Origin of the sequence: Streptosporangium sp. NPDC000509, from assembly GCF_042898365.1 — a bacterium.
Taxonomy (GTDB): Bacteria; Actinomycetota; Actinomycetes; order Streptosporangiales; family Streptosporangiaceae; genus Streptosporangium.
Map to the genome: position 1 here is coordinate 1 of NZ_JBIAYX010000038.1, position 18,547 is coordinate 18,547.

The window sequence follows — 18,547 nt, forward strand, 5'->3', positions numbered from 1 at the left end:
GGACTCGAAGTCCGGTTGAGGAGAGTGCTCACTCACCAGCGGCTACCAGGCACCGAGTCTGCCAGCGAGGCCAACCCGGTAGGTCCCATTAGTTGAGCTGCCAGACGGCGAAGTTCAGCGAGGCCGCGTACGTCACCCAGAGCAGGTAGGGCACGAGCAGCCAGGCGGCCGGGCGGCTGATCCGCCGGAACATCACGATGTTGAGCGCGATCGCGAGCCAGAGGACGACGATCTCCGCGAACGCCAGACCGTACTGCCCGGCGCCGAAGAACAGCGGCGTCCAGGCCGCGTTGAGGACCAGCTGGACCGCGTAGACGCCGAGCGCCGGAGTGAGGCCGCCCGCCGACCAGGCGAGCCAGCCGGACAGGGCGATCAGGATGTAGAGGAACGTCCAGGCCGGGCCGAACAGCCACTGCGGCGGCGCCCACGGCGGTCGTTCCAGCGACAGGTACTCACCGCCGGCGTTCCCGGCCGCCAGCGACCCCACCACCGCCACCAGCACGAGCGCGACGACGAATACCGGCAGGCCGGCCCAGCGTTTCGGTTGCTGTGTGATGACCATGGAACCCCCCTGCCCCCTTCTTCGCGGAACTACCGCGCGGCGGTTTCCCGTCCGGGGAGCGGGGTTCGATCGGCATGGGGCACGAGGGATGGGAAGCGCCTTCCGGGGAGCCGTCTCTCCCCGAGCTCGCCGGCCGGATCGAGGAGGCGCGATCAGCGCCGGAACTCCCCGCGCCGGCCGGATCGAGGAGGCGTGATCAGCGCCGGAGCGGTCGCTCCGCCTCCGGGCCGCCCGGCCGGCCCCGGAGATAGGCGAGGACGGCGAGGACACGGCGGTGGTCGTCCTGCGCGACGGGCAGGTCGAGCTTGGTGAGGATGCCGGCGATGTGCTTGGACACCGCCGCCTCGGTGACCACCAGCGCGCGGGCGATGGCGGCGTTGGAGCGGCCCTCCGCGACCAGGCCGAGGACCTCCCGCTCGCGTGGGGTGAGCCGGGACAGCGGCCCGCGCCGGAGGCCGAGCAGTTGCCGCACCACCTCGGGGTCCACGACCGTGTGCCCCCCGGCGACCCGCTCCACCGCGTCCACGAACTCCCGTACCTCGCCGATCCTGTCCTTCAGCAGGTAGCCGATCCCCGCGCCGCCGTCGGAGTCGAGCAGCTCGGCCGCGTAGGTCTGCTCGACGTACTGGCTGAGCACCAGGACGGCGAGCCCGGGGTGGGAGGCGCGCAGCGCGAGCGCGGCGCGCAGTCCCTCGTCGGTGAAGCCGGGCGGCATGCGCACGTCGACGACGACGATGTCGGGTTCGTGCCCGGCCACGGCGGCGATCAGCGCCTCGCCGTCACCGACCGAGGCGACCACCTCGTGGCCGAAACGGTCGAGGAGCCCGGCGAGCCCTTCGCGGAGCAGCACGCCGTCCTCGGCGAGGGCTATCCGGAGACGGGACACGGGATCTCCACACGCAGCGACGTCGGCCCGCCGGGCGGGCTGGACAGGGTCATCACGCCGTCGGTCACGGCGACCCGGTCGGCGAGCCCGGTGAGCCCCGACCCGGCCGCCGGGTCGGCGCCTCCCACCCCGTCGTCGCCGATCTCCAGCACCAGCGTGCCGTCGAGGAGCCGGCCGTACACGAAACCGCGCCGGGCCAGGCTGTGCTTGGCGATGTTGGCGAGCGCCTCCGACACGACGTAGTAGGCGGTCACCTCGATCGGGGACGGCAACCGGCAGGGCAGCGAGACGTCGACGTGGACGGGGACGGGGGAGCGGCCCGCCACATCGCGTACCGCCGCGCCCAGCCCCCGGTCGGTGAGCACCTGGGGGTGGACGCCCCGGATCAGCTCGCGCAGCTCGGCGAGGGCGCGTTTGGCCTCCTCGTGCGCCTCGACGATCTGCGCCTCGGCGGGCGACCCCGGTGGCAGGTCGAGCCGGGCGAGACCGAGCCTCATGCTGAGGGACACCAGTCGCTGCTGGGCGCCGTCGTGCAGGTCGCGCTCGATCCGGCGGCGTTCGGCCTCGAACGCGTCGACGAGCCGGGCGCGGGAGCGGATGATCTCCGTGTGGCCCGGCGCGAGGACGGCCCGCGCGATCAAGGCCCGGGTGCCCGCCCACGCGGCCGTCATGTAGGCGAAGAGCGGGAACAGCAGCAGCCCGGCGACGAACAGCGGCACGCCGTCCAACGGGTCCATGCCCGGCTGGAAAGGCCCGGAGATCAACAGCAGCGGCAGCCAGAGCGCCGACGAGACCAGTCCCAGGTCCATCAGCCACATCACGGACACCGCGACGACCGTGAACCCGAGTTCCCGCCAGGTCGCCTGCTCGCGCAGGCGGGTGGTGAGCCAGGCCCATGGACCCGGGCGCGGTGGCCTCAGGTGCGGATCGGGCACGGGCGCGCCGTCCACCAGCCGGAGCCGCCATCGTTCGAACGCCCCCGACGGCAGGGTGAGCACTATCACGGCGAACAGCCCGGCCAGGGTCGCGAACCCGACGCCGTAGGCGTAGGCCGCGTAGATCATCACGCACGCGGCCACCGCGTGGATCGCGCTGCACAGCAGGTAGGCGAGCGAACGCCAGGGCCATGAGGAGCGGAGGAACACCGACGGCCTTCGGGTCATCGCCGCCAAGGCAGTACGGGCGAACACCCTCCGACGTTAACCGATCCGGGGGCGCGGGCGCGGTAGTGCCAGGTCTACCCTCACCTCTCGCCCCTGCGCCAATGCGCCGGCACGGCACGGGCGGATTTGCTGAACGGCATGCATTCGACAGATCACAGGGAGACCGTGCGGCTGCGGGCGGTGCGCCGGCTGTACGGCACGGCCGCCCACCCGGTGAAGGCCCTCGACGGGGTGACGGCGAGCTTCCGCGCGGGCACCCTGACGGCGATCATGGGTCCTTCCGGATCAGGGAAGTCCACCCTGCTGCACTGCGCGGCGGGCCTGGACCGGCCGACCGACGGCACGGTCGCCATCGAGGACACCGACCTCGGCTCGCTGAGCGAGAACGGCCTCACCCTGTTGCGCCGCGAGCGGGTGGGGTTCGTCTTCCAGGCGTTCAACCTGGTGTCCGCGCTCACCGCCGAGCAGAACGTCGCGTTGCCGCTGCGCCTGGCCGGCCGCGCGGCCCCGGCCGGCCTGATCCGGGCGGCGCTGGCGGAGGTCGGCCTCGCGGACCGGGCGGGGCACCGGCCCAGCGGACTGTCCGGCGGCGAGCAGCAGCGCGTGGCCATCGCGCGGGCGCTGATCACCAGGCCCGCCGTGGTGTTCGCCGACGAGCCGACCGGCCAGCTCGACACCAGGGTGTCGCACCAGGTCCTCGGCATGCTGCGCGGGCTCGTCGACGACCACGGACAAACAATGATCATGGTGACGCACGACCCGGTGACGGCCTCCTACGCCGACCGGGTGCTCTTCCTCGCCGACGGGCACGTGGTGGACGAGTACACCGGGACCGTCACCGCCGAGATCGTCGCCGCCCGGATGGCCGCACTGGAGGTCGTGCCGTGCTGACCTTCGCGACATTGCGGGAGCGGTGGCACTCCTTCGCCGGGGGGTTCGTCGTCCTCTTTCTCGGCATGACGATGGTGTCGATGAGCGTCCTTGCCCTCACCTCGGCCGGGGCGAGAGTGCCCGACCGGCTGGCGGGGACGCCCGTGTTCGTCTCGGTGCCGGCGATCGAGCGGGGCGACGGTAACTTCGCCCCGGATCCTCCCTGGTCGCCGGAGACGGTCGCGTCGCTGCGGGAACGGCTGGGCGCGATTCCCGGAGTGGCACACGCCATACCGGATCGGATGTTCTACGCGCAGCCGGTCGTCGACGGCAGGCCGGTGGCGGGTAACCGGGGGTACGCGTGGTCGGCGGCGGCGCTGGCGCCGTACACACTGACGGCGGGCGCCGCGCCGCGGGAGGGCGAGGTGGCGCTGGACCGGACGCTGGGGCTCGCGCCGGGGGCGCGGGTGCGGGTGCTGACCGCGCACGGGCCGGTGACGTACACGGTGTCCGGCACGGTGAACGGACCCGGGGTGTACCTGAGTGACACCGAGGCGGCCCGCGTACCGGCGGGGGTGCGCGCGATCGGCCTGGTCACCGAGCCGGGGGCGGACGACGCCGCGGTCGCCGCGGCCGCACGGACGGTGGCCGGCGCGTCCGGCGTGGTGCGCACGGGGGAGGGGCGCGACGTCCTGGAGACGCGGGAACACGAGCGGACCCGCTGGATCGGCCTGCAGGTCCTCACCGGGATGGCCACGCTGTCGGTGTTCGTGTCGATCCTGGTCGTGGGCTCGACGTTCGCGGTGGGGGTGGCGCAGCGGCGTCGCGAGTTCGGCCTGCTGCGCGCCGTCGGCGCGACGCCGCGCCAGGTGCGGCGGATGGTGTACGGCGAGGCGCTGCTGGTCGGTGTGATCGCGACGGCGGCGGGGGTGGCGGCCGGAGCGTCGCTCGCTCCCGTGCTGGGGGACGTGCTGGTCACGGCCGGGTTTGAACCGCCGGGCTTCGCGGTGCGATTGTCGGCGCCGCCGCTCGCGGGTTCGTTCGCGATGGGGGTGGTCGTCGCGCTGGCGGGGGTGTGGTCGGCGTCCGGGCGGGCCGCGCGCGTGCGTCCGCTGGAGGCGTTGCGCGAGGCCGAGGTGGACGACCGTCCGATGCCGCGCGCGCGGTGGATCGCCGGGGCGGTGTGCTGCGCGCTGGGACTGGTGGCCGCGTTCGACGCGTGGGGCTCGGACGGTTCGGAGGCGTTCGCGCTGTCGGGCCTGGTCGCGGCGATGGGGGTGATCGCGGGGGTGGCGTTGCTCTCGCCCGTGGTCGTGCCGCCGGTGGCGCGGCTGGTGTCGTGGCCGCTCGCCCGGGGCCGGGGCGCGACCGGGACGCTCGTCAGGGAGAACGCGCTGACCGCGGTCCGCCGCACCGCGGCCACGGCCACCCCGGTACTGGTCACGGTGGGCTGCGCGATCCTGATCACGGGAATGGTGCGGACGACGGCCGCGGCGTTCGCCGAGGTGCGCGCCACCACGATCCGGGCGGACGCGGTGATCGTGCCGGACGGTACGCCGGGGCTCACGGACACGGCGGCGTCGGCCTCAGGCGCACGATCGTCCCTGTTCGGCGCCCTGTTCGAGCCGGACGGCGGTGTTTTGAGCGCCATCGGCGCCACCCCGGAACTCCTGGAGTCGGCGGGTGACGTCCAGGTGGTCTCCGGCTCGCTCGACGCGCTCAGGGACGCCGACCGGGTGCTCGTGGCGGACTGGCTGGCCGAGGACCGGGGGCTGCGGCCGGGCTCGCCGCTGCCGGTGTCGTTCGAGGACGGCACCTCGGCGTCACCGACGGTGGCGGGCGTGGTCCGGGGGGCGGACGCCGACGTCCTGCTGTCCCGCGAACTGTTCAGAGGGCACGACGCGACGACCCTCGCCAAGGAGGCGTACGTCGCCGGCGCCCCGGCACCGCCGGGTCCGGGGGCACGCGCGGTGGACGTCCGCACCTACTCGGCGGAGGCGGACGCCGAGGAGGACCGGCTCGTGTGGATCGCGACCGTGCTCCTCGTCGTGGTGTCCACGGCCTACGCGGGCGTGGCGATCGTGAACACGATGGTGATGTCGGCGGCCGGGCGCGTCCGAGACCTCGCGGTGCTGCGCCTGTCGGGTGCGACGGGACGGCAGGTGCTCGGGACGGTGGCCGCCGAGTCGGTGCTCGTGGTGCTGCTCGGCGCGGGGCTGGGGCTCGTGGTGGCGTTGCCCGCGCTGATGGGCATGCGAGGCGCCCTCGCCACGGCGATGCGCGCGGACGTCCCCCTCGTGGTGCCGTGGCCGCTCATCCTGGGGGTGATCGCCGCCTGCCTGGCCCTCGCCGTCTGCGCCGCCGTACTCGCCGCCCGCCCCGCCGTACGGCTCCCGGCGAGGCGCTGACCGCTCCGGACGCCCGGACACCGGGTGATCGGGGCGGGCACCGGAGCGCTCAGGTGGCCGGGACGGGCGGGAGTCCGGGCGCTAGGCGGGCGGGGCGGCGATGGCCGGGGTGGCGACGGGGTCGTAGTGCAGGCGGCTCAGCATCCGGCGGAAGGCGTACAGGGAGAAGGCCACCGCCAGGCCGCTGATCACGGCCACGGCGGTGGTGCGGACCAGCAGGTAGGTGCCGATCGACTCGTGCAGCAGGAGCCAGATGCTCACCGCGGAGTTGGCGAGCAGCACGAAGGCCCACAGCAGGGTGATGCGGGCGAAGAAGCGGCGGACCCGCTCGTGTCTCAGCACCGCGGAGGGCAGGTGGATGTAGTCGAGGGTGAGCCTCTGCACCAGCGGGCGGTTGAGGCGCACCGAGGCGAGGAAGAGCACGCTGATGCAGATCGTCCCAAGCTCCGGCTGCAGGAAGTAGATCACCGCGCTCCCGGTCCAGAACCCCAGCAGCGCCCGCACGGTGATCGCGACGGTGGCGAGGATCATCGTCCCGGGCACGGGGACCCGCCGGACCAGCCGCCACCCCACCCCCGCGTACACCCAGGCGACCGCCGCGATCAGCGCGCCCTTGAGGCCGAGGAGGGCGAGGGCGGCGTAGAAGACGGCGAGGGGGGCGACGACGCCCTCCAGCAGTCTCGGCGCGGCCTGCCTGGCGAGAGCGGCGAGACGGGGGAGGACGATGGGCTGGTGGCTCATTGACGCTCCACGGGCTGGTGCGACGGCAGACGCTGGACGCTCACGCCTACCCAGGCGGGACACGAAAATGTCAGCCGTCGCAGGGGGTGCTGGAGAGGGCTACCTCCGGTCTTGACCGGGCACTCACCGTACCCGACCCCGGCCCATGCCCTCGCGAAAACAACTCAATAACACTGCAATAACGGTTGAGAACGGTGAGGATCATTACGATTCGCCAGAAGGATCACTGCGCCGGTAACGGTTAAGAAACGGTAGCTTTCCCGATCGTGTCCGGTCCGCGACGATGAGAGACATGGCAGTGCTGCGCACGCACGCGTCCCGCCGTTCCACCGAGGGTGTCGAGAATGTGGCCGCCCAGCTCCTCCGCTGGCCCGCCCTGGCGCTGAAGCGCACCAGAAAAGGGCTCGGGTTCCGGGCCGATGGCCGGGAGATCGTCAGGATGTCCGGCGACCACACCGCGGAGCTGCTCCTCACCAAGCCTGTGATCGACCGGTGGGCACGGGTGCTCACCGACTGTCGCCGGGTCACCCCCGGAGCCGACGACGGGTGGGTGGCCATGTCCATCGAGGGCCGGGCCGACGCCGAACTGTTCCTCTCGCTCGTCAGCGTCGCGATCAAGGCGAACCAGACCTCGCGATAGCCGATCTCGGGCCACTCCTCTCGCTCGTCGGTGTCGCCGTCGCGACCCGGAGTCCGCGATAGCCGGCCTCGCGCCGAAGTCGACGAACGGCGTGCCCGCGCTCGTCCGCGGGTCGGAGTCACCCTCCCCCGGGTTTCCCGGGCAGTGTGAGAGCATCCGACGTTTTTTGGGCCTTGTGTCAGGGGTGTGTCAAGGCTACGATCACGACAACTCTTAGGAAACTTTCCTAAAAGAAATGCCGACCGGGGGTGCCCATGGCTCGCGCGTCCCCTCCCCTCGACCCCTAGCTGCGACAACCCGACGGCGGAAGCCGTCGCCACCGAAGGTCCGACCGTCCGGACGCCTCACCCCCCAGGTTCCACGTCCATCGGAGCGATCATGCGGCGCGCCCTTTCCCCACCCGTCCTGACTGCGGCTGCAAGCCCTCGCCGAGGCCTGCCCACGCCCGGCGGCACGGCCGTCCCCCTCCTCGCCGTCCAGGCCACCGCCACGCCCGCCATCGATACGGGCGTCCCCGCGGCGCTCATCGGCGCCGCCGTCGCCCGCCCCGAGGACTCGGACCGGCGCGCGCGAGCCACGGCCGAGCACCGCCGTCCGGGAGCCACGAGCCGGTGACGCCCCGCCGATCCCGGCGGTCCCCGGCGCCCCGCGCCGATCAACGGAACGGTCCCCGTCCCTGGGCGAGACCGAGCCCACCCCGCCGCACGGCCCGCGCCACATCCGCGCATCCCCCTCGCGCGGCGCGGGCCGTACGGTCACCCCACGAAACGCATGAGGTCAACGTGAAACCACACGCCATCGCTCGTTCTCTCGTCGCTCTGGCGGCACTGCTCCTGTCGATGACGGTCGCGCTACCCGCCCAGGCCGCCTCGGTCACCGCCGTCTTCACCAAAACCTCGGACTGGGGTACCGGTTTCGAGGGCAAGTACACGATCACGAATGGTGGTACGACGGCGATCAACGGCTGGTCGGTCGCCTTCGATCTGCCCTCGGGGGCGAACGTCGGGTCTTTCTGGGACGCGGCGATGAGTCGTAGCGGGCAGCGTTTCACCTTCACCAACGTCGGCTGGAACGCGACGATCGCTCCGGGGGCGACGGCGAGTTTCGGTTTCAACGGCAGTCCTGGTGGGGTGACCCCGTCGAACTGCACGCTCAACGGCGCGGCCTGCGGTGGCGGCAGCGTCCCGGGAACGCCGGGCACACCCGGTACTCCGTCGGTGACGGGGACGACGAACTCGTCGATCTCGCTGTCGTGGGGCGCCTCCAGTGGCACCGTGACCGGTTACCGGGTGTACGAGGGGTCGACGCAGCGGGCGCAGGTGAGTGGTACGAGTGCCACGATCGGTTCGCTGGGGACGTGCACCTCGCACACCTACACGGTCAGGGCGTACAACGCGCAGGGTGAGTCGGCCGCGAGCGGCGCGGTGAGCGCCACCACCACCGGCTGCACCGGCGGCGTCCCCGGCAAGCCGGGCGCGGTGGCCGCGACGGGCGGCGCGAACAGCGTGGCGCTCTCGTGGGGCGCGTCCTCGGGAACGGTGACCGGCTACCGGGTGTACGAGGGGTCGACGGTGCGGGCGACCGTGACCGGGACGAGCACGACGGTGTCCGGGCTGGGTGTGTGCGAGGCGCACACCTACACGGTGGCGGCGTACAACTCCGCGGGCGAGGGCCCCAAGAGCGACCCGGCGAGCGCGACCACGACCGGCTGCACCGGCGGAGGCCAGCTGCCCAAGCACTTCCTCACCGGCTACTGGCACAACTTCGACAACCCGGCCGTCGAACTGCGGCTGTCGGCGGTGCCCAACGAGTACGACCTGGTCGCGGTCTCCTTCGGAGAGGCCACCGCCACCCCCGGTGAGGTCGTCTTCGCCGTGGACCCGGGCCTGTCCGCCTCCCTCGGCGGCTACACCGACGCCCAGTTCAGGGCCGACGTGCAGACCCTCCACTCCCGTGGCAAGAAGGTCATCCTCTCGGTCGGCGGCGAGGCGGGCCGCGTGCAGGTGGCGAGCGCCGCCGCCGCGACCAAGTTCGCCGACACCGTCTACGCCCTGATGCAGAGCTACGGCTTCGACGGCGTCGACATCGACCTGGAGAACGGGCTCAACTCCACCTACATGGGCCAGGCACTCCGGTCGCTGCGGGCGAAGGCGGGCGCGAACCTGATCATCACGATGGCGCCGCAGACCATCGACATGCAGTCCACCGGCGCCGAGTACTTCAAGCTGGCGCTGAACATCAAGGACATCCTCACCGTCGTCCACACCCAGTTCTACAACTCGGGCTCCATGCTCGGCTGCGACCAGATGGCCGCCTACTCGCAGGGCTCGGTCAACTTCATGACCGCGCTCGCCTGCATCCAGCTGGAGAACGGGCTGCGTCCCGACCAGGTGGCGCTCGGACTGCCCGCGGGACCCGGCGCGGCGGGCGGCGGGATCGTCGCCCCCGCCCTGGTGAACCAGGCCCTCACCTGCCTCGCCACCAGGACCAACTGCGGCAGCTTCGTGCCGCCGCGCGCCTACCCCGGGATCCGCGGCGCGATGACCTGGTCGATCAACTGGGACGCCAGCAACAACTGGAACTTCTCCAGGACCGTCAAGCCGCACCTCGCGACCCTGCCCTAGCCCTCGCACCTCACGACTCCGGACCCGCCCGGCACCTCACCGTCCACGACGCGCCCGGGCGGGCCAGGGACCCTCGACCTCGCACCTCCGATCTCCTCCCCCCAACCGAGGAAGTGCCATGAGATTTCGACGAACGCTGACCGCGGTCCTCGCCGCGCTCGGCATGTCAATCGGCCTGTCAACGGTCGCGACCCCCGCGTTCGCGGCACCCACCACCGCCGTCTTCACCAAAACCTCGGACTGGGGTACCGGTTTCGAGGGCAAGTACACGATCACGAATGGTGGTACGACGGCGATCAACGGCTGGTCGGTCGCCTTCGATCTGCCCTCGGGGGCGAACGTCGGGTCTTTCTGGGACGCGGCGATGAGTCGTAGCGGGCAGCGTTTCACCTTCACCAACGTCGGCTGGAACGCGACGATCGCTCCGGGGGCGACGGCGAGTTTCGGTTTCAACGGCAGTCCTGGTGGGGTGACCCCGTCGAACTGCACGCTCAACGGCGCCGCCTGCGGTGGCGGCAGCGTCCCGGGAACGCCGGGCACACCCGGTACTCCGTCGGTGACGGGGACGACGAACTCGTCGATCTCGCTGTCGTGGGGTGCCTCCAGTGGCACCGTGACCGGTTACCGGGTTTATGAGGGGGGTACGCAGCGGGCGCAGGTGAGTGGTACGAGTGCCACGATCGGTTCGCTGGGGACGTGCACCTCGCACACCTACACGGTCAGGGCGTACAACGCGCAGGGTGAGTCGGCCGCGAGCGGCGCGGTGAGCGCCACCACCACCGGCTGCACCAACCCCGACCCGGGCGGCAAGATGGCCGGAGCCCCCTACCTCTACATGGGCTGGGGCAACCCGCCCAACCCGGTGACCGTCATGAACGCCACCGGGGTGAAGTCCTTCACCATGGCGTTCATCCTGTCCAGCGGCGGCTGCAACCCCGCCTGGGACGGATCGAGGCCGCTGACCGGCGGCGCCGACCAGGCCGCGATCAACCAGATCAAGGCCGCGGGCGGCAGCGTGCAGATCTCCTTCGGCGGATGGTCGGGCAACAAGCTCGGCCCGAACTGCGCCACCCCGGCCGCGTTCGCCGGAGCGGTGCAGCAGGTGATCAACGCCGTCGGTCCCGCGGTCGTCGACTTCGACATCGAGAACACCGACGAGTTCGAGAACTACACCGTCCAGGACCGCATCCTCAACGGCCTGAAGATCGTCAAGCAGAACAACCCGAACGTCAAGATCGCCGTCACCTTCGGCACCTCGACCACCGGCCCGACCTCCCACGGCATCCGCCTGATCAACCAGGCCAAGGCGCTCGCCGTGCCGATCGACAACTACACGATCATGCCGTTCGACTTCGGCGCCTCGAACATCTACACCGCCACCGTCAACGCCTCGGAGGGCCTGAAGAACGCGCTCAAGGCCGCCAACGGCTGGACCGACGCGCAGGCGTACGCCCGCATGGGCATCTCCGGCATGAACGGCCTGTCCGACCAGCAGGAACTGACCACGGTCGCGACCTGGACCCAGATCCGCGACTGGGCCAAGTCCAAGGGCCTGACCCGCTTCGCCTACTGGTCGGTCAACCGCGACCGTCCCTGCCCGGGCGGCGGCGTGACCTCCAACTGCAGCGGGATCGCCCAGAGCGACTGGGACTTCACCCGCGTCACCGCCGGCTTCTGACCCGCGGAGCGGGCCCGCCCAGGGCGAGAACGTCCGGCGCGGGCCCGCCCGACACGGAGCACGCGCCGGGCGAAGGCGCCCGGCGTGTGCGCGGCACGGAACCGCGCCGCGCTTCCCACACGACCCGTCCGGCACGGCCCGCACCCCGCCCGGGGGCGGGCCGTGCCCCACGAACACCCTCCTAAAGATCCTTGCGGGGTAAATCGGATGTACCTCAGGAAACTCGCGGCGATCGCCGTACTGGCGCTGGGCGGGGCGACGCTCGCCGCGTCACCCGCCCATGCCGCCAACATCGCGGTCAACCCCGGCTTCGAGAGCGGGCTGACCGGCTGGACCTGCACGGCGTCCTCCGGAGCCACGGCGGTGTCCACGCCGGTCCGCAGTGGCACCAGGGCACTGCAGGCCACACCGGCAGGGAACGACACCGCCCGCTGTCAGCAGACGATCAGCGTCAGACCGTCCTCGGCCTACACCCTGTCGGCCTGGGTGAGGGGCGGCTACGTCTTCCTCGGCGCGACCGGCACCGGCGGCACCGACCCCAGCACATGGGCGTCCTCACCGTCGTCCTACGTCCAGCTGTCGACCTCGTTCACCACCGGCGCCTCGACCACCTCGGTCACGATCTACGTCAACGGCTGGTACGGCCAGGGCGTCTACCAGGCCGACGACGTCGTCCTCGACGGAGCACCGGGGCAGGGACAGCCTCCTGCGGCGCCCACCGGGCTCACCGGCACCGGAAACGCCACCACCGCCTCGCTGAGCTGGAGCGCCTCCTCGGGCGCGACCGGCTACAACGTCTACCGCAACGGGACGAAGGTCGGCACCGCCACCGGGACCACCTTCTCCGAGACCCCCGGTGCGGGGACGCACAGCTACCAGGTGAGCGCGACCAACGCCTCGGGCGAATCCGCGAGGCCCGGCGCGATCTCCGTCACGGTCGGCGGCAGCCAGCCACCCCCGTCCGCACCCTCGGGGCTCGCCGCCACCGTCAGCGGCACGAGCGTCGCGCTGAGGTGGAACGCCTCCTCGGGCGCGACCGGCTACAACGTCTACCGCAACGGGACGAAGGTCGGCGCCCCCACCGCGACCACCTACACCGACAGCCCCGGTGCGGGGACGCACAGCTACCAGGTGAGCGCGACCAACGCCTCGGGCGAGTCCGCGAAGTCCGGCGCGGTCTCCGCGACCGTCACCGGCACACCCCCCGGCACCCTGCCCAAACGAGTGCTGGTCGGCTACCTGCACGCCTCCTTCGCCAACGGCTCCGGCTACACGCGGATGGCGGACGTACCCAACGCCTGGGACGTCATCAACCTCTCCTTCGGCGAACCCACCTCGGTGACCTCGGGAGACATCCGCTTCACCCAGTGCCCGGCCGCCGAATGCCCCAACGTCGAGTCCGAGGCCGAGTTCATCGCCGGAATCCGGGCCAAGCAGGCACTCGGCAAGAAGGTGCTGATCTCGATCGGCGGCCAGAACGGCCAGGTCCAGCTGAGCACCACCGCCGCACGCGACAGGTTCGTCCAGTCGGTGAGCGCCATCATCGACAGGTACGGCCTCGACGGGCTGGACATCGACTTCGAGGGCCACTCCCTTTATCTCGACAACGGCGACACCAACCTGTCCGCCCCCACCACCCCGGTCATCGTCAACCTGATCTCCGCGCTCAAGACCCTCAAGGCCAGGTACGGCACGCGGTTCGTGCTGACCATGGCCCCCGAGACGTTCTTCGTCCAGCTGGGCTACCAGTTCTACGGTCCCGGCCCGAACGGCTCCGCCGACCGGCGGGCCGCGTCGTACCTCCCCGTCATCCACGCGATGCGCAACGACCTGACCCTGCTGCACGTCCAGGACTACAACTCCGGGCCGATCATGGGGCTGGACAACCAGTACCACACCATGGGCGGCCACGACTTCCACGTCGCCATGACCGACATGCTGCTCGCGGGCTTTCCCATCGCGGGCAATCCGAACAACGTCTTCCCCGCCCTGCGCCAGGACCAGGTCGCGATCGGCCTGCCCGCCGCCCCGTTCGCGGGTAACGGTTTCACCACGGTCGCCGAGGTCCAGAAGGCCTTCGACTGTCTGGCCAAGGGGACGAACTGCGGGACGTACCGGCCCAGAGGGGTCTACCCGAACCTCCGGGGGCTGATGACCTGGTCGATCAACTGGGACAGGTACAACGCCTTCGAGTTCTCCCGCAACCACCGGGCCTATCTCGACGGCCTGGGCTGATAACCCCTCGCCGCCGGAGGAGACGGACCTCCGGCGGCGAGGTTCCACCCCGGTGTGCCCTGCGGGTTCTCCGGCGCGCGCGCCCGCGCCCCGAGACGGTCACCCGTCGTGACGGCCTTGATCCAGAAAGCCGTAAAACTGGCAGAGTGGTCTCGTTTTGGGAATGCGGGTGGCTGGCTGGTCGCCAGGTCGGGCAGGCTAGGGGCCGTCATGGACTACGCAATTCTCACGGGGTTCGTCCTCGTCACCGGTGTCGTGCTCGCCCTGGTAGCGCAATGGAAAGGCTGGAGACCCTCCCTCCTGGTCGTACTGGGAGTGGGAATCGCCTTCAGAGTGCTCATCATGGCCACATCGGCGGTGGACACCTGGCAACCGGTCGACTTCATCAACAGCTTCAAGCCCGCCGGCGAGGCGGTCCTGAACCGTGAGGATCCCGTTCTGGGCAGCTCGGGAGGCTGGCACTTCCTGCCGACCATCCCCTACGTCTACGGTCTTCTGCTCTGGCTGGGCATCCCCTGGGAGGTCGGCGGGCGCCTGGTCACCGTGGTCGCGGACATCGTGCTGATCCCGCTGGTCGGCAAGCTCGCCGGGGGGCCCAACGCCTCGCTGCGCGCCTTCCAGTACGCCTGCAACCCGCTCGCCATCCTCGTCGCCTCCGTCCACGGCCAGGTCGAGCCGGTCGCCCTGGTCTTCGGCGTCGCCGCCTTCGTCGTCGCCCGAGGCCCCGGCGACCCCCACCGGCCGGGCATGACCACCAACCCGGTCGCGCTGGCGCGGCAGAGCGTCGCCCTCCACGGCCTCGCCGGCGCCGTACGGCACGCCTTCGGCCCGGACGGGGTGCTCCGAGCGGCGCTCACCCCGCGCGAGGGCGACCGGCAGTCGCTGCGCCGGGCCCTGTTCGCGGGACTGCTGATGGGGCTCGCGCTGTGTGCCAAGAGCTGGCCGATCTGGCTCATCCTCGGTCTGCTCCTGCTGCTGCCCACCTTCCGCGCCCGCGCCGTGGCGTTCGTGGCCACGGGCATCGCGCCGATCTTCTTCCTCGTCACCCTGCCGATCTTCGCCGGTACCTCGCTGAGCCAGATCCCCGAGGTCATCCGGGTGATCCAGGACATCCGCCCGATCGTCGGCCAGTGGGGCTACAGCGCCATCCTCATGAACGGCGTCAACGACCTCAACCAGGGGATCGCCACCTTCGGCACCCGCCTGATCTACGTCACCATGCTGATCACGGCCTTCCTGTGGCGCCGCGCCGACCCGATCGACCTCACCACGGCGCTGCTGCTCGCCTTCATGGTCACCACCCCCAGGCTCGGCGCGCAGTATCTCCTGTGGTTCATGCCGTTCCTGATCGCCCGCCCCACCCGCTTCGCGTGGCCCGCGATCATCGGAGCCTCACTGTGGGCGGGGTACGGCTACCTCTACATGACCCAGTTCGACTCCGCCACCTGGCGAAGTCTCCACGTCGTCTGGTCGCAGGCGTCCATCGTGCTGCTGCCGATCCTGGCGCTCGCCATGCCCTGGGAGCGCCGGGTCTTCCGCGCACCCGCCACCCCCTCCTCCGAGGGGCCACCGCCGTCGACACCCGTCTCCGCCTCCACCTGAGCTCCCACGTCCGCTCGGCTCCCGTGTCCGCGTCCCCGTCACAGCCGCGTGGCGGGGCCCCGGCAGGCTCCGGCGAGCCCTGGCCTGCCTGATAGGTTCCGGTCCTGTGACGAGCACCGTGGAGATCCTGCGATACACCGCTTTCACCCATGATCCCGAAGGAGGAAACCCCGCCGGGATCGTTCTCGACGCGGCCGGCCTGTCCGACGCGGAGATGCTGGCCGTCGCCGCCGAGGTCGGATACTCCGAGACGGCTTTCGTGACCGCCCGCGACGACGGGCGGCGCGCCTTCACGGTCCGGTATTTCGCCCCCTCGGCCGAGGTGGCGTTCTGCGGGCACGCCACGATCGCCACCTCGGTGGCGCTCGCCGAACGCCTCGGGATCGGGCGTCTGGCCTTCGACACCAAGGCGGGTGAGATCGTCGTCGACACCGAGATCGTCGACGACGCGCTCCGCGCCACGCTCACCAGCGTTCCCACATACTCCAGGCCCGTCGCGGAGGACGCGCTGGAGGAGGCGCTCGCCGCCCTCGGATGGTCCCGCGACGAACTCGACCCGGCCTTCCCGCCGCACGTCGCGTTCGGCGGCGTCGATCACCTCATGATCGCCGCGGCCTCTCGTGAACGCCTGGCCGACCTCGACTACGACTACGAGCGGCTGAAGGCGGTCATGACCCGCGAAGGCTGGACGACGGCGAACCTGTTCTGGCGGGAGAGCGACGAGCGGTTCCACGCCCGCAACCCGTTCCCGGTCGGGGGCGTCGTGGAGGACCCCGCCACCGGGGCCGCGGCCGCCGCGTTCGGCGGCTACCTGCGAGTCCTCGGGACCGGCTCCTCGGAGTTCACGGTCATCCAGGGGGTGGACATGGGACGGCCCAGCACGCTGAAGGTCTCGATCGCCTCCGTGGACGGCCGAAGCCGGGTGAGCGGCGGAGCGGTCGCGATGGAGACCGCCTGACCCCGAGCCGCGGACACCGCGCGCGGGCCGGGGTGACGGCCCGCGCGGACCCGGTCAGGTGCTCTCGCCGCCGGACCGATCGAGCAGCCGCTTCAGGGGCACACCCGCCAGCCGCCGTACCTCGTTCGCCATGTGGGCCTGGTCGGCGTAGCCGCTGAGCACGGCGACCTCGGCCACCGTGACCCCGCGCCTGGCCAGGCCAAGCGCCCGCTGAAACCTGACCACCCGCTGCAGCACCTTCGGCCCGTAGCCGAAGGCCCGTACGGACCGGCGCAGAAGCTGCCGCTCACCGAGTCCCAGCTCCCAGGCCACCTCCCGCACGCTCCGCCCGGCCCGCAGTGCCTCGGCGATCGCGGGCGCGGACGGGTCGGGTTCGGGCGTCGCGCGCAGCCGTACGACCAGAGCCCGCTGTACGCCGTCGAAGAGCGGCTCCGACGGCCGGAGTCCCGCGAGGGGCTCCAGATCGGACAGTTCCGAGAGGGATTCGAGGTCGGACAGCGGCACCCGCAGGTCGCGCAGGCTGTCGAGCGGCACACCGAACAGTTCGCCCACCGCGCCGGGCCCGAACCGGACCCCGGCGTATCGGTCACCCGGCATCATCCGGACGGGTTTCGGCCCCGTGTCGGGTCCCGCGACCTGCGCTCCCCTCGGACCCCAGATAAGGTCCACGCAGCCGTCGGGCACGACCAGCTGCGTCGCGGCCGAGGACGACTCGTTGACCCACAGGCAGGCCACCCGCCCGGCGAGGCGAGGATCCGGCGCCCACTCGCGATACATGGCCTCAGGGTACGGGCGGCGAGGACTTCACCTCGTCACCGCCCGGTTTCCTCTTCGGCGAGGGGCGCTCGCTCTCGGGAACCTCTCCGGACACGAGGGCGGCGGCCCACTTGCCGTCGGGGTCGCTGTCGATCAACAGTGCGCGGGTCAGCAGGCTGAGCGGGATGGCGAGCAGCGCGCCCAGCGGGCCGAGGACGAACGTCCACAGGATGAGCGAGAGGAAGGTGACGGTGGTGGACAGACCGACGGCGTCACCGAGGAACTTCGGCTGGATCAGCGACTGCACCACGAAGTTGATCAGTATGTAGGAGACGATCACGAGGATCATGGTTTTGGGCCCGCCCTCAAGGAGGCCGAGCAGGGCGGGCGGGATCAACCCCAGGACGAAGCCGATGTTGGGGATGTAGTTCGTGATCAGCGCCAGCACACCCCAGAGGAGGGGGAGTGGCACGCCGAGGATCCAGAGCGCGGCCACGTCCAGCGCGGAGCAGATCAGCCCGAACCCCGTCGAGACCAGGAGGTAACGGCGGGTCTTGTGGGCGAAGTCGTTGAGTGCCCCGATGAGCAGGGGCCTGCGCTCCGCCCCCATGGCGAGGATCCTGGAGAAGGCCTGAGCGTCCAGGCACATGGCCAGGAGCAGGACGATGACGAGGACCAGTCCGGAGAAGACACCCAGCAGTCCCGAGACGAATCCCTGCGCGAGCTCGAAGATCTTTCCGGGGTCGAAGGAATTGATCGCCTCGTTCATCTGCCGGGTGCCGAAGCCGAGCCTGGCCACCTGCTCTTGCGCCTCCGCGACGAGCTGTTTGAACTGCGCGTCGTAGGTGGGGGCGAGTGCCGCCATCTGCGCTATCGCCACGGTCAGGATCGCCACCATGCCCAGGAGCATGAGCAGCACGATCACCAGGGGGATCGCCACCAGCGTCCACCCGGGAGCTCCGCGCTCGCAAAGCCAGGTCCTGACCGGGGAGACCGCGAGGACCAGGACCAGGGCGAGCAGTACCGGCCCGACGATCGACCCGATCTCCCTGATGCCCGCCAGGGTGACCACGGCACCCGCGGCGCAGAGGAGTACGACGAGCGCCCTGGGCAACACTCTCTGGTCCGTCATAACGGACCCTCTACCCAGCAGCCGGGAAACACGTCACGGCAGGGCGCGCACTTCGATTTGACGGAGTGCGGCGACGTACATAGAGTTCACAGGCCCGAGGGGGTCGGCGGAGATCGCCAGAGCCTCGGGACCCTCCTTCTGATCATCTCCCTTCGTCGAGGCGTATGCGTCACGCCGAGATCCGGTTGGACAACGACCGGATGTTGGAGTAAGTTAGAGGGGTTGCCCTGGAAACGGGGTGGTCGCAATCCTAGCGGGTTCGGCGGGTTCGAGTCGAGGGTCGGAAAATCCG

Annotated in this window: 15 protein-coding genes; 9 read left to right on the forward strand and 6 right to left on the reverse strand. The window is 71.0% G+C overall.

Annotated elements, in window-relative coordinates; translation table 11 throughout:
- Positions 1–88: 88 nt before the first annotated feature.
- The 3 genes from ACFY3D_RS39260 to ACFY3D_RS39270 form a co-directional block, all read right to left on the reverse strand.
- Complete coding sequence (locus ACFY3D_RS39260) at positions 89–562, reverse strand: TspO/MBR family protein (RefSeq protein ID WP_350948620.1); 474 nt, start codon at positions 560–562, stop codon at positions 89–91.
- Between the two features lie 196 nt (positions 563–758).
- Entirely contained in the window at positions 759–1,448 is a 690-nt protein-coding gene (locus tag ACFY3D_RS39265; RefSeq protein WP_389989576.1) for a response regulator, read from the reverse strand.
- The gene (locus ACFY3D_RS39270) at positions 1,430–2,638 is read right to left on the reverse strand and encodes a sensor histidine kinase (RefSeq protein WP_389989578.1); all 1,209 of its coding nucleotides are present in this window, start codon (positions 2,636–2,638) and stop codon (positions 1,430–1,432) included. The genes ACFY3D_RS39265 and ACFY3D_RS39270 overlap by 19 nt, the downstream gene beginning before the upstream one ends.
- A 111-nt stretch (positions 2,639–2,749) precedes the next feature.
- Between ACFY3D_RS39270 and ACFY3D_RS39275 the strand changes: the two genes are divergently transcribed.
- Both ACFY3D_RS39275 and ACFY3D_RS39280 read left to right on the forward strand, forming a co-directional pair.
- Positions 2,750–3,502 carry an ABC transporter ATP-binding protein gene (locus ACFY3D_RS39275; RefSeq protein ID WP_389989580.1) on the forward strand — a complete coding sequence of 251 codons (753 nt, stop codon included), beginning with the start codon at positions 2,750–2,752 and terminating at the stop codon, positions 3,500–3,502.
- Positions 3,496–5,889 carry an FtsX-like permease family protein gene (locus tag ACFY3D_RS39280; RefSeq protein ID WP_389989582.1) on the forward strand — a complete coding sequence of 798 codons (2,394 nt, stop codon included), beginning with the start codon at positions 3,496–3,498 and terminating at the stop codon, positions 5,887–5,889. The genes ACFY3D_RS39275 and ACFY3D_RS39280 overlap by 7 nt, the downstream gene beginning before the upstream one ends.
- Before the next feature lie 81 nt (positions 5,890–5,970).
- Here the strand turns inward: ACFY3D_RS39280 and ACFY3D_RS39285 are convergent, their stop codons facing one another.
- Positions 5,971–6,630 carry a VC0807 family protein gene (locus ACFY3D_RS39285; protein ID WP_389989584.1) on the reverse strand — a complete coding sequence of 220 codons (660 nt, stop codon included), beginning with the start codon at positions 6,628–6,630 and terminating at the stop codon, positions 5,971–5,973.
- 292 nt (positions 6,631–6,922) lie between these two features.
- Between ACFY3D_RS39285 and ACFY3D_RS39290 the strand changes: the two genes are divergently transcribed.
- The 7 genes from ACFY3D_RS39290 to ACFY3D_RS39320 all read left to right on the forward strand — a co-directional run bounded on the left by ACFY3D_RS39290 (position 6,923) and on the right by ACFY3D_RS39320 (position 16,367).
- A complete protein-coding gene (locus tag ACFY3D_RS39290) occupies positions 6,923–7,270 on the forward strand; it encodes a luciferase family protein (RefSeq protein WP_350948614.1) in 348 nt (115 codons plus the stop codon).
- Positions 7,271–7,648: 378 nt separating this feature from the next.
- Complete coding sequence (locus ACFY3D_RS39295) at positions 7,649–7,885, forward strand: hypothetical protein (protein WP_389989587.1); 237 nt, start codon at positions 7,649–7,651, stop codon at positions 7,883–7,885.
- A 167-nt stretch (positions 7,886–8,052) separates the two neighbouring features.
- Positions 8,053–9,894, forward strand: a complete 1,842-nt coding sequence (locus ACFY3D_RS39300; protein WP_389989589.1) for a cellulose binding domain-containing protein — start codon at positions 8,053–8,055, stop codon at positions 9,892–9,894.
- Positions 9,895–10,012: 118 nt separating this feature from the next.
- Positions 10,013–11,572, forward strand: a complete 1,560-nt coding sequence (locus ACFY3D_RS39305; protein ID WP_389989591.1) for a cellulose binding domain-containing protein — start codon at positions 10,013–10,015, stop codon at positions 11,570–11,572.
- A 207-nt stretch (positions 11,573–11,779) separates the two neighbouring features.
- Positions 11,780–13,807, forward strand: coding sequence for a carbohydrate binding domain-containing protein (locus ACFY3D_RS39310; RefSeq protein WP_389989593.1), 2,028 nt, complete (start codon positions 11,780–11,782; stop codon positions 13,805–13,807).
- 210 nt (positions 13,808–14,017) lie between these two features.
- Positions 14,018–15,409, forward strand: coding sequence for a hypothetical protein (locus tag ACFY3D_RS39315; protein WP_389989595.1), 1,392 nt, complete (start codon positions 14,018–14,020; stop codon positions 15,407–15,409).
- Positions 15,410–15,515: 106 nt separating this feature from the next.
- Entirely contained in the window at positions 15,516–16,367 is an 852-nt protein-coding gene (locus ACFY3D_RS39320) for a PhzF family phenazine biosynthesis protein (protein ID WP_389989597.1), read from the forward strand.
- A 54-nt stretch (positions 16,368–16,421) separates the two neighbouring features.
- On the opposite strand, the gene ACFY3D_RS39325 is transcribed toward ACFY3D_RS39320, so the two are convergent.
- Both ACFY3D_RS39325 and ACFY3D_RS39330 read right to left on the reverse strand, forming a co-directional pair.
- Positions 16,422–17,144: a DUF6597 domain-containing transcriptional factor gene (locus ACFY3D_RS39325; RefSeq protein WP_389989599.1), complete on the reverse strand. Its 723-nt coding sequence runs from the start codon at positions 17,142–17,144 to the stop codon at positions 16,422–16,424.
- A gap of 4 nt (positions 17,145–17,148) precedes the next feature.
- Positions 17,149–18,255 (reverse strand): AI-2E family transporter, encoded by a 1,107-nt coding sequence (locus tag ACFY3D_RS39330; RefSeq protein WP_389989601.1) that lies wholly within the window; start codon positions 18,253–18,255, stop codon positions 17,149–17,151.
- Positions 18,256–18,547 lie beyond the last annotated feature (292 nt).

Coding starts and splice junctions, on each gene's coding strand:
- ACFY3D_RS39285 (WP_389989584.1), bottom strand. CDS start 6,630: ATGAGCCACCAGCCCATCGTCCTCCCCCGTCTCGCCGCTCTCGCCAGG.
- ACFY3D_RS39290 (WP_350948614.1), top strand. CDS start 6,923: ATGGCAGTGCTGCGCACGCACGCGTCCCGCCGTTCCACCGAGGGTGTC.
- ACFY3D_RS39260 (WP_350948620.1), bottom strand. CDS start 562: ATGGTCATCACACAGCAACCGAAACGCTGGGCCGGCCTGCCGGTATTC.
- ACFY3D_RS39315 (WP_389989595.1), top strand. CDS start 14,018: ATGGACTACGCAATTCTCACGGGGTTCGTCCTCGTCACCGGTGTCGTG.
- ACFY3D_RS39295 (WP_389989587.1), top strand. CDS start 7,649: ATGCGGCGCGCCCTTTCCCCACCCGTCCTGACTGCGGCTGCAAGCCCT.
- ACFY3D_RS39275 (WP_389989580.1), top strand. CDS start 2,750: ATGCATTCGACAGATCACAGGGAGACCGTGCGGCTGCGGGCGGTGCGC.
- ACFY3D_RS39305 (WP_389989591.1), top strand. CDS start 10,013: ATGAGATTTCGACGAACGCTGACCGCGGTCCTCGCCGCGCTCGGCATG.
- ACFY3D_RS39325 (WP_389989599.1), bottom strand. CDS start 17,144: ATGTATCGCGAGTGGGCGCCGGATCCTCGCCTCGCCGGGCGGGTGGCC.
- ACFY3D_RS39330 (WP_389989601.1), bottom strand. CDS start 18,255: ATGACGGACCAGAGAGTGTTGCCCAGGGCGCTCGTCGTACTCCTCTGC.
- ACFY3D_RS39310 (WP_389989593.1), top strand. CDS start 11,780: ATGTACCTCAGGAAACTCGCGGCGATCGCCGTACTGGCGCTGGGCGGG.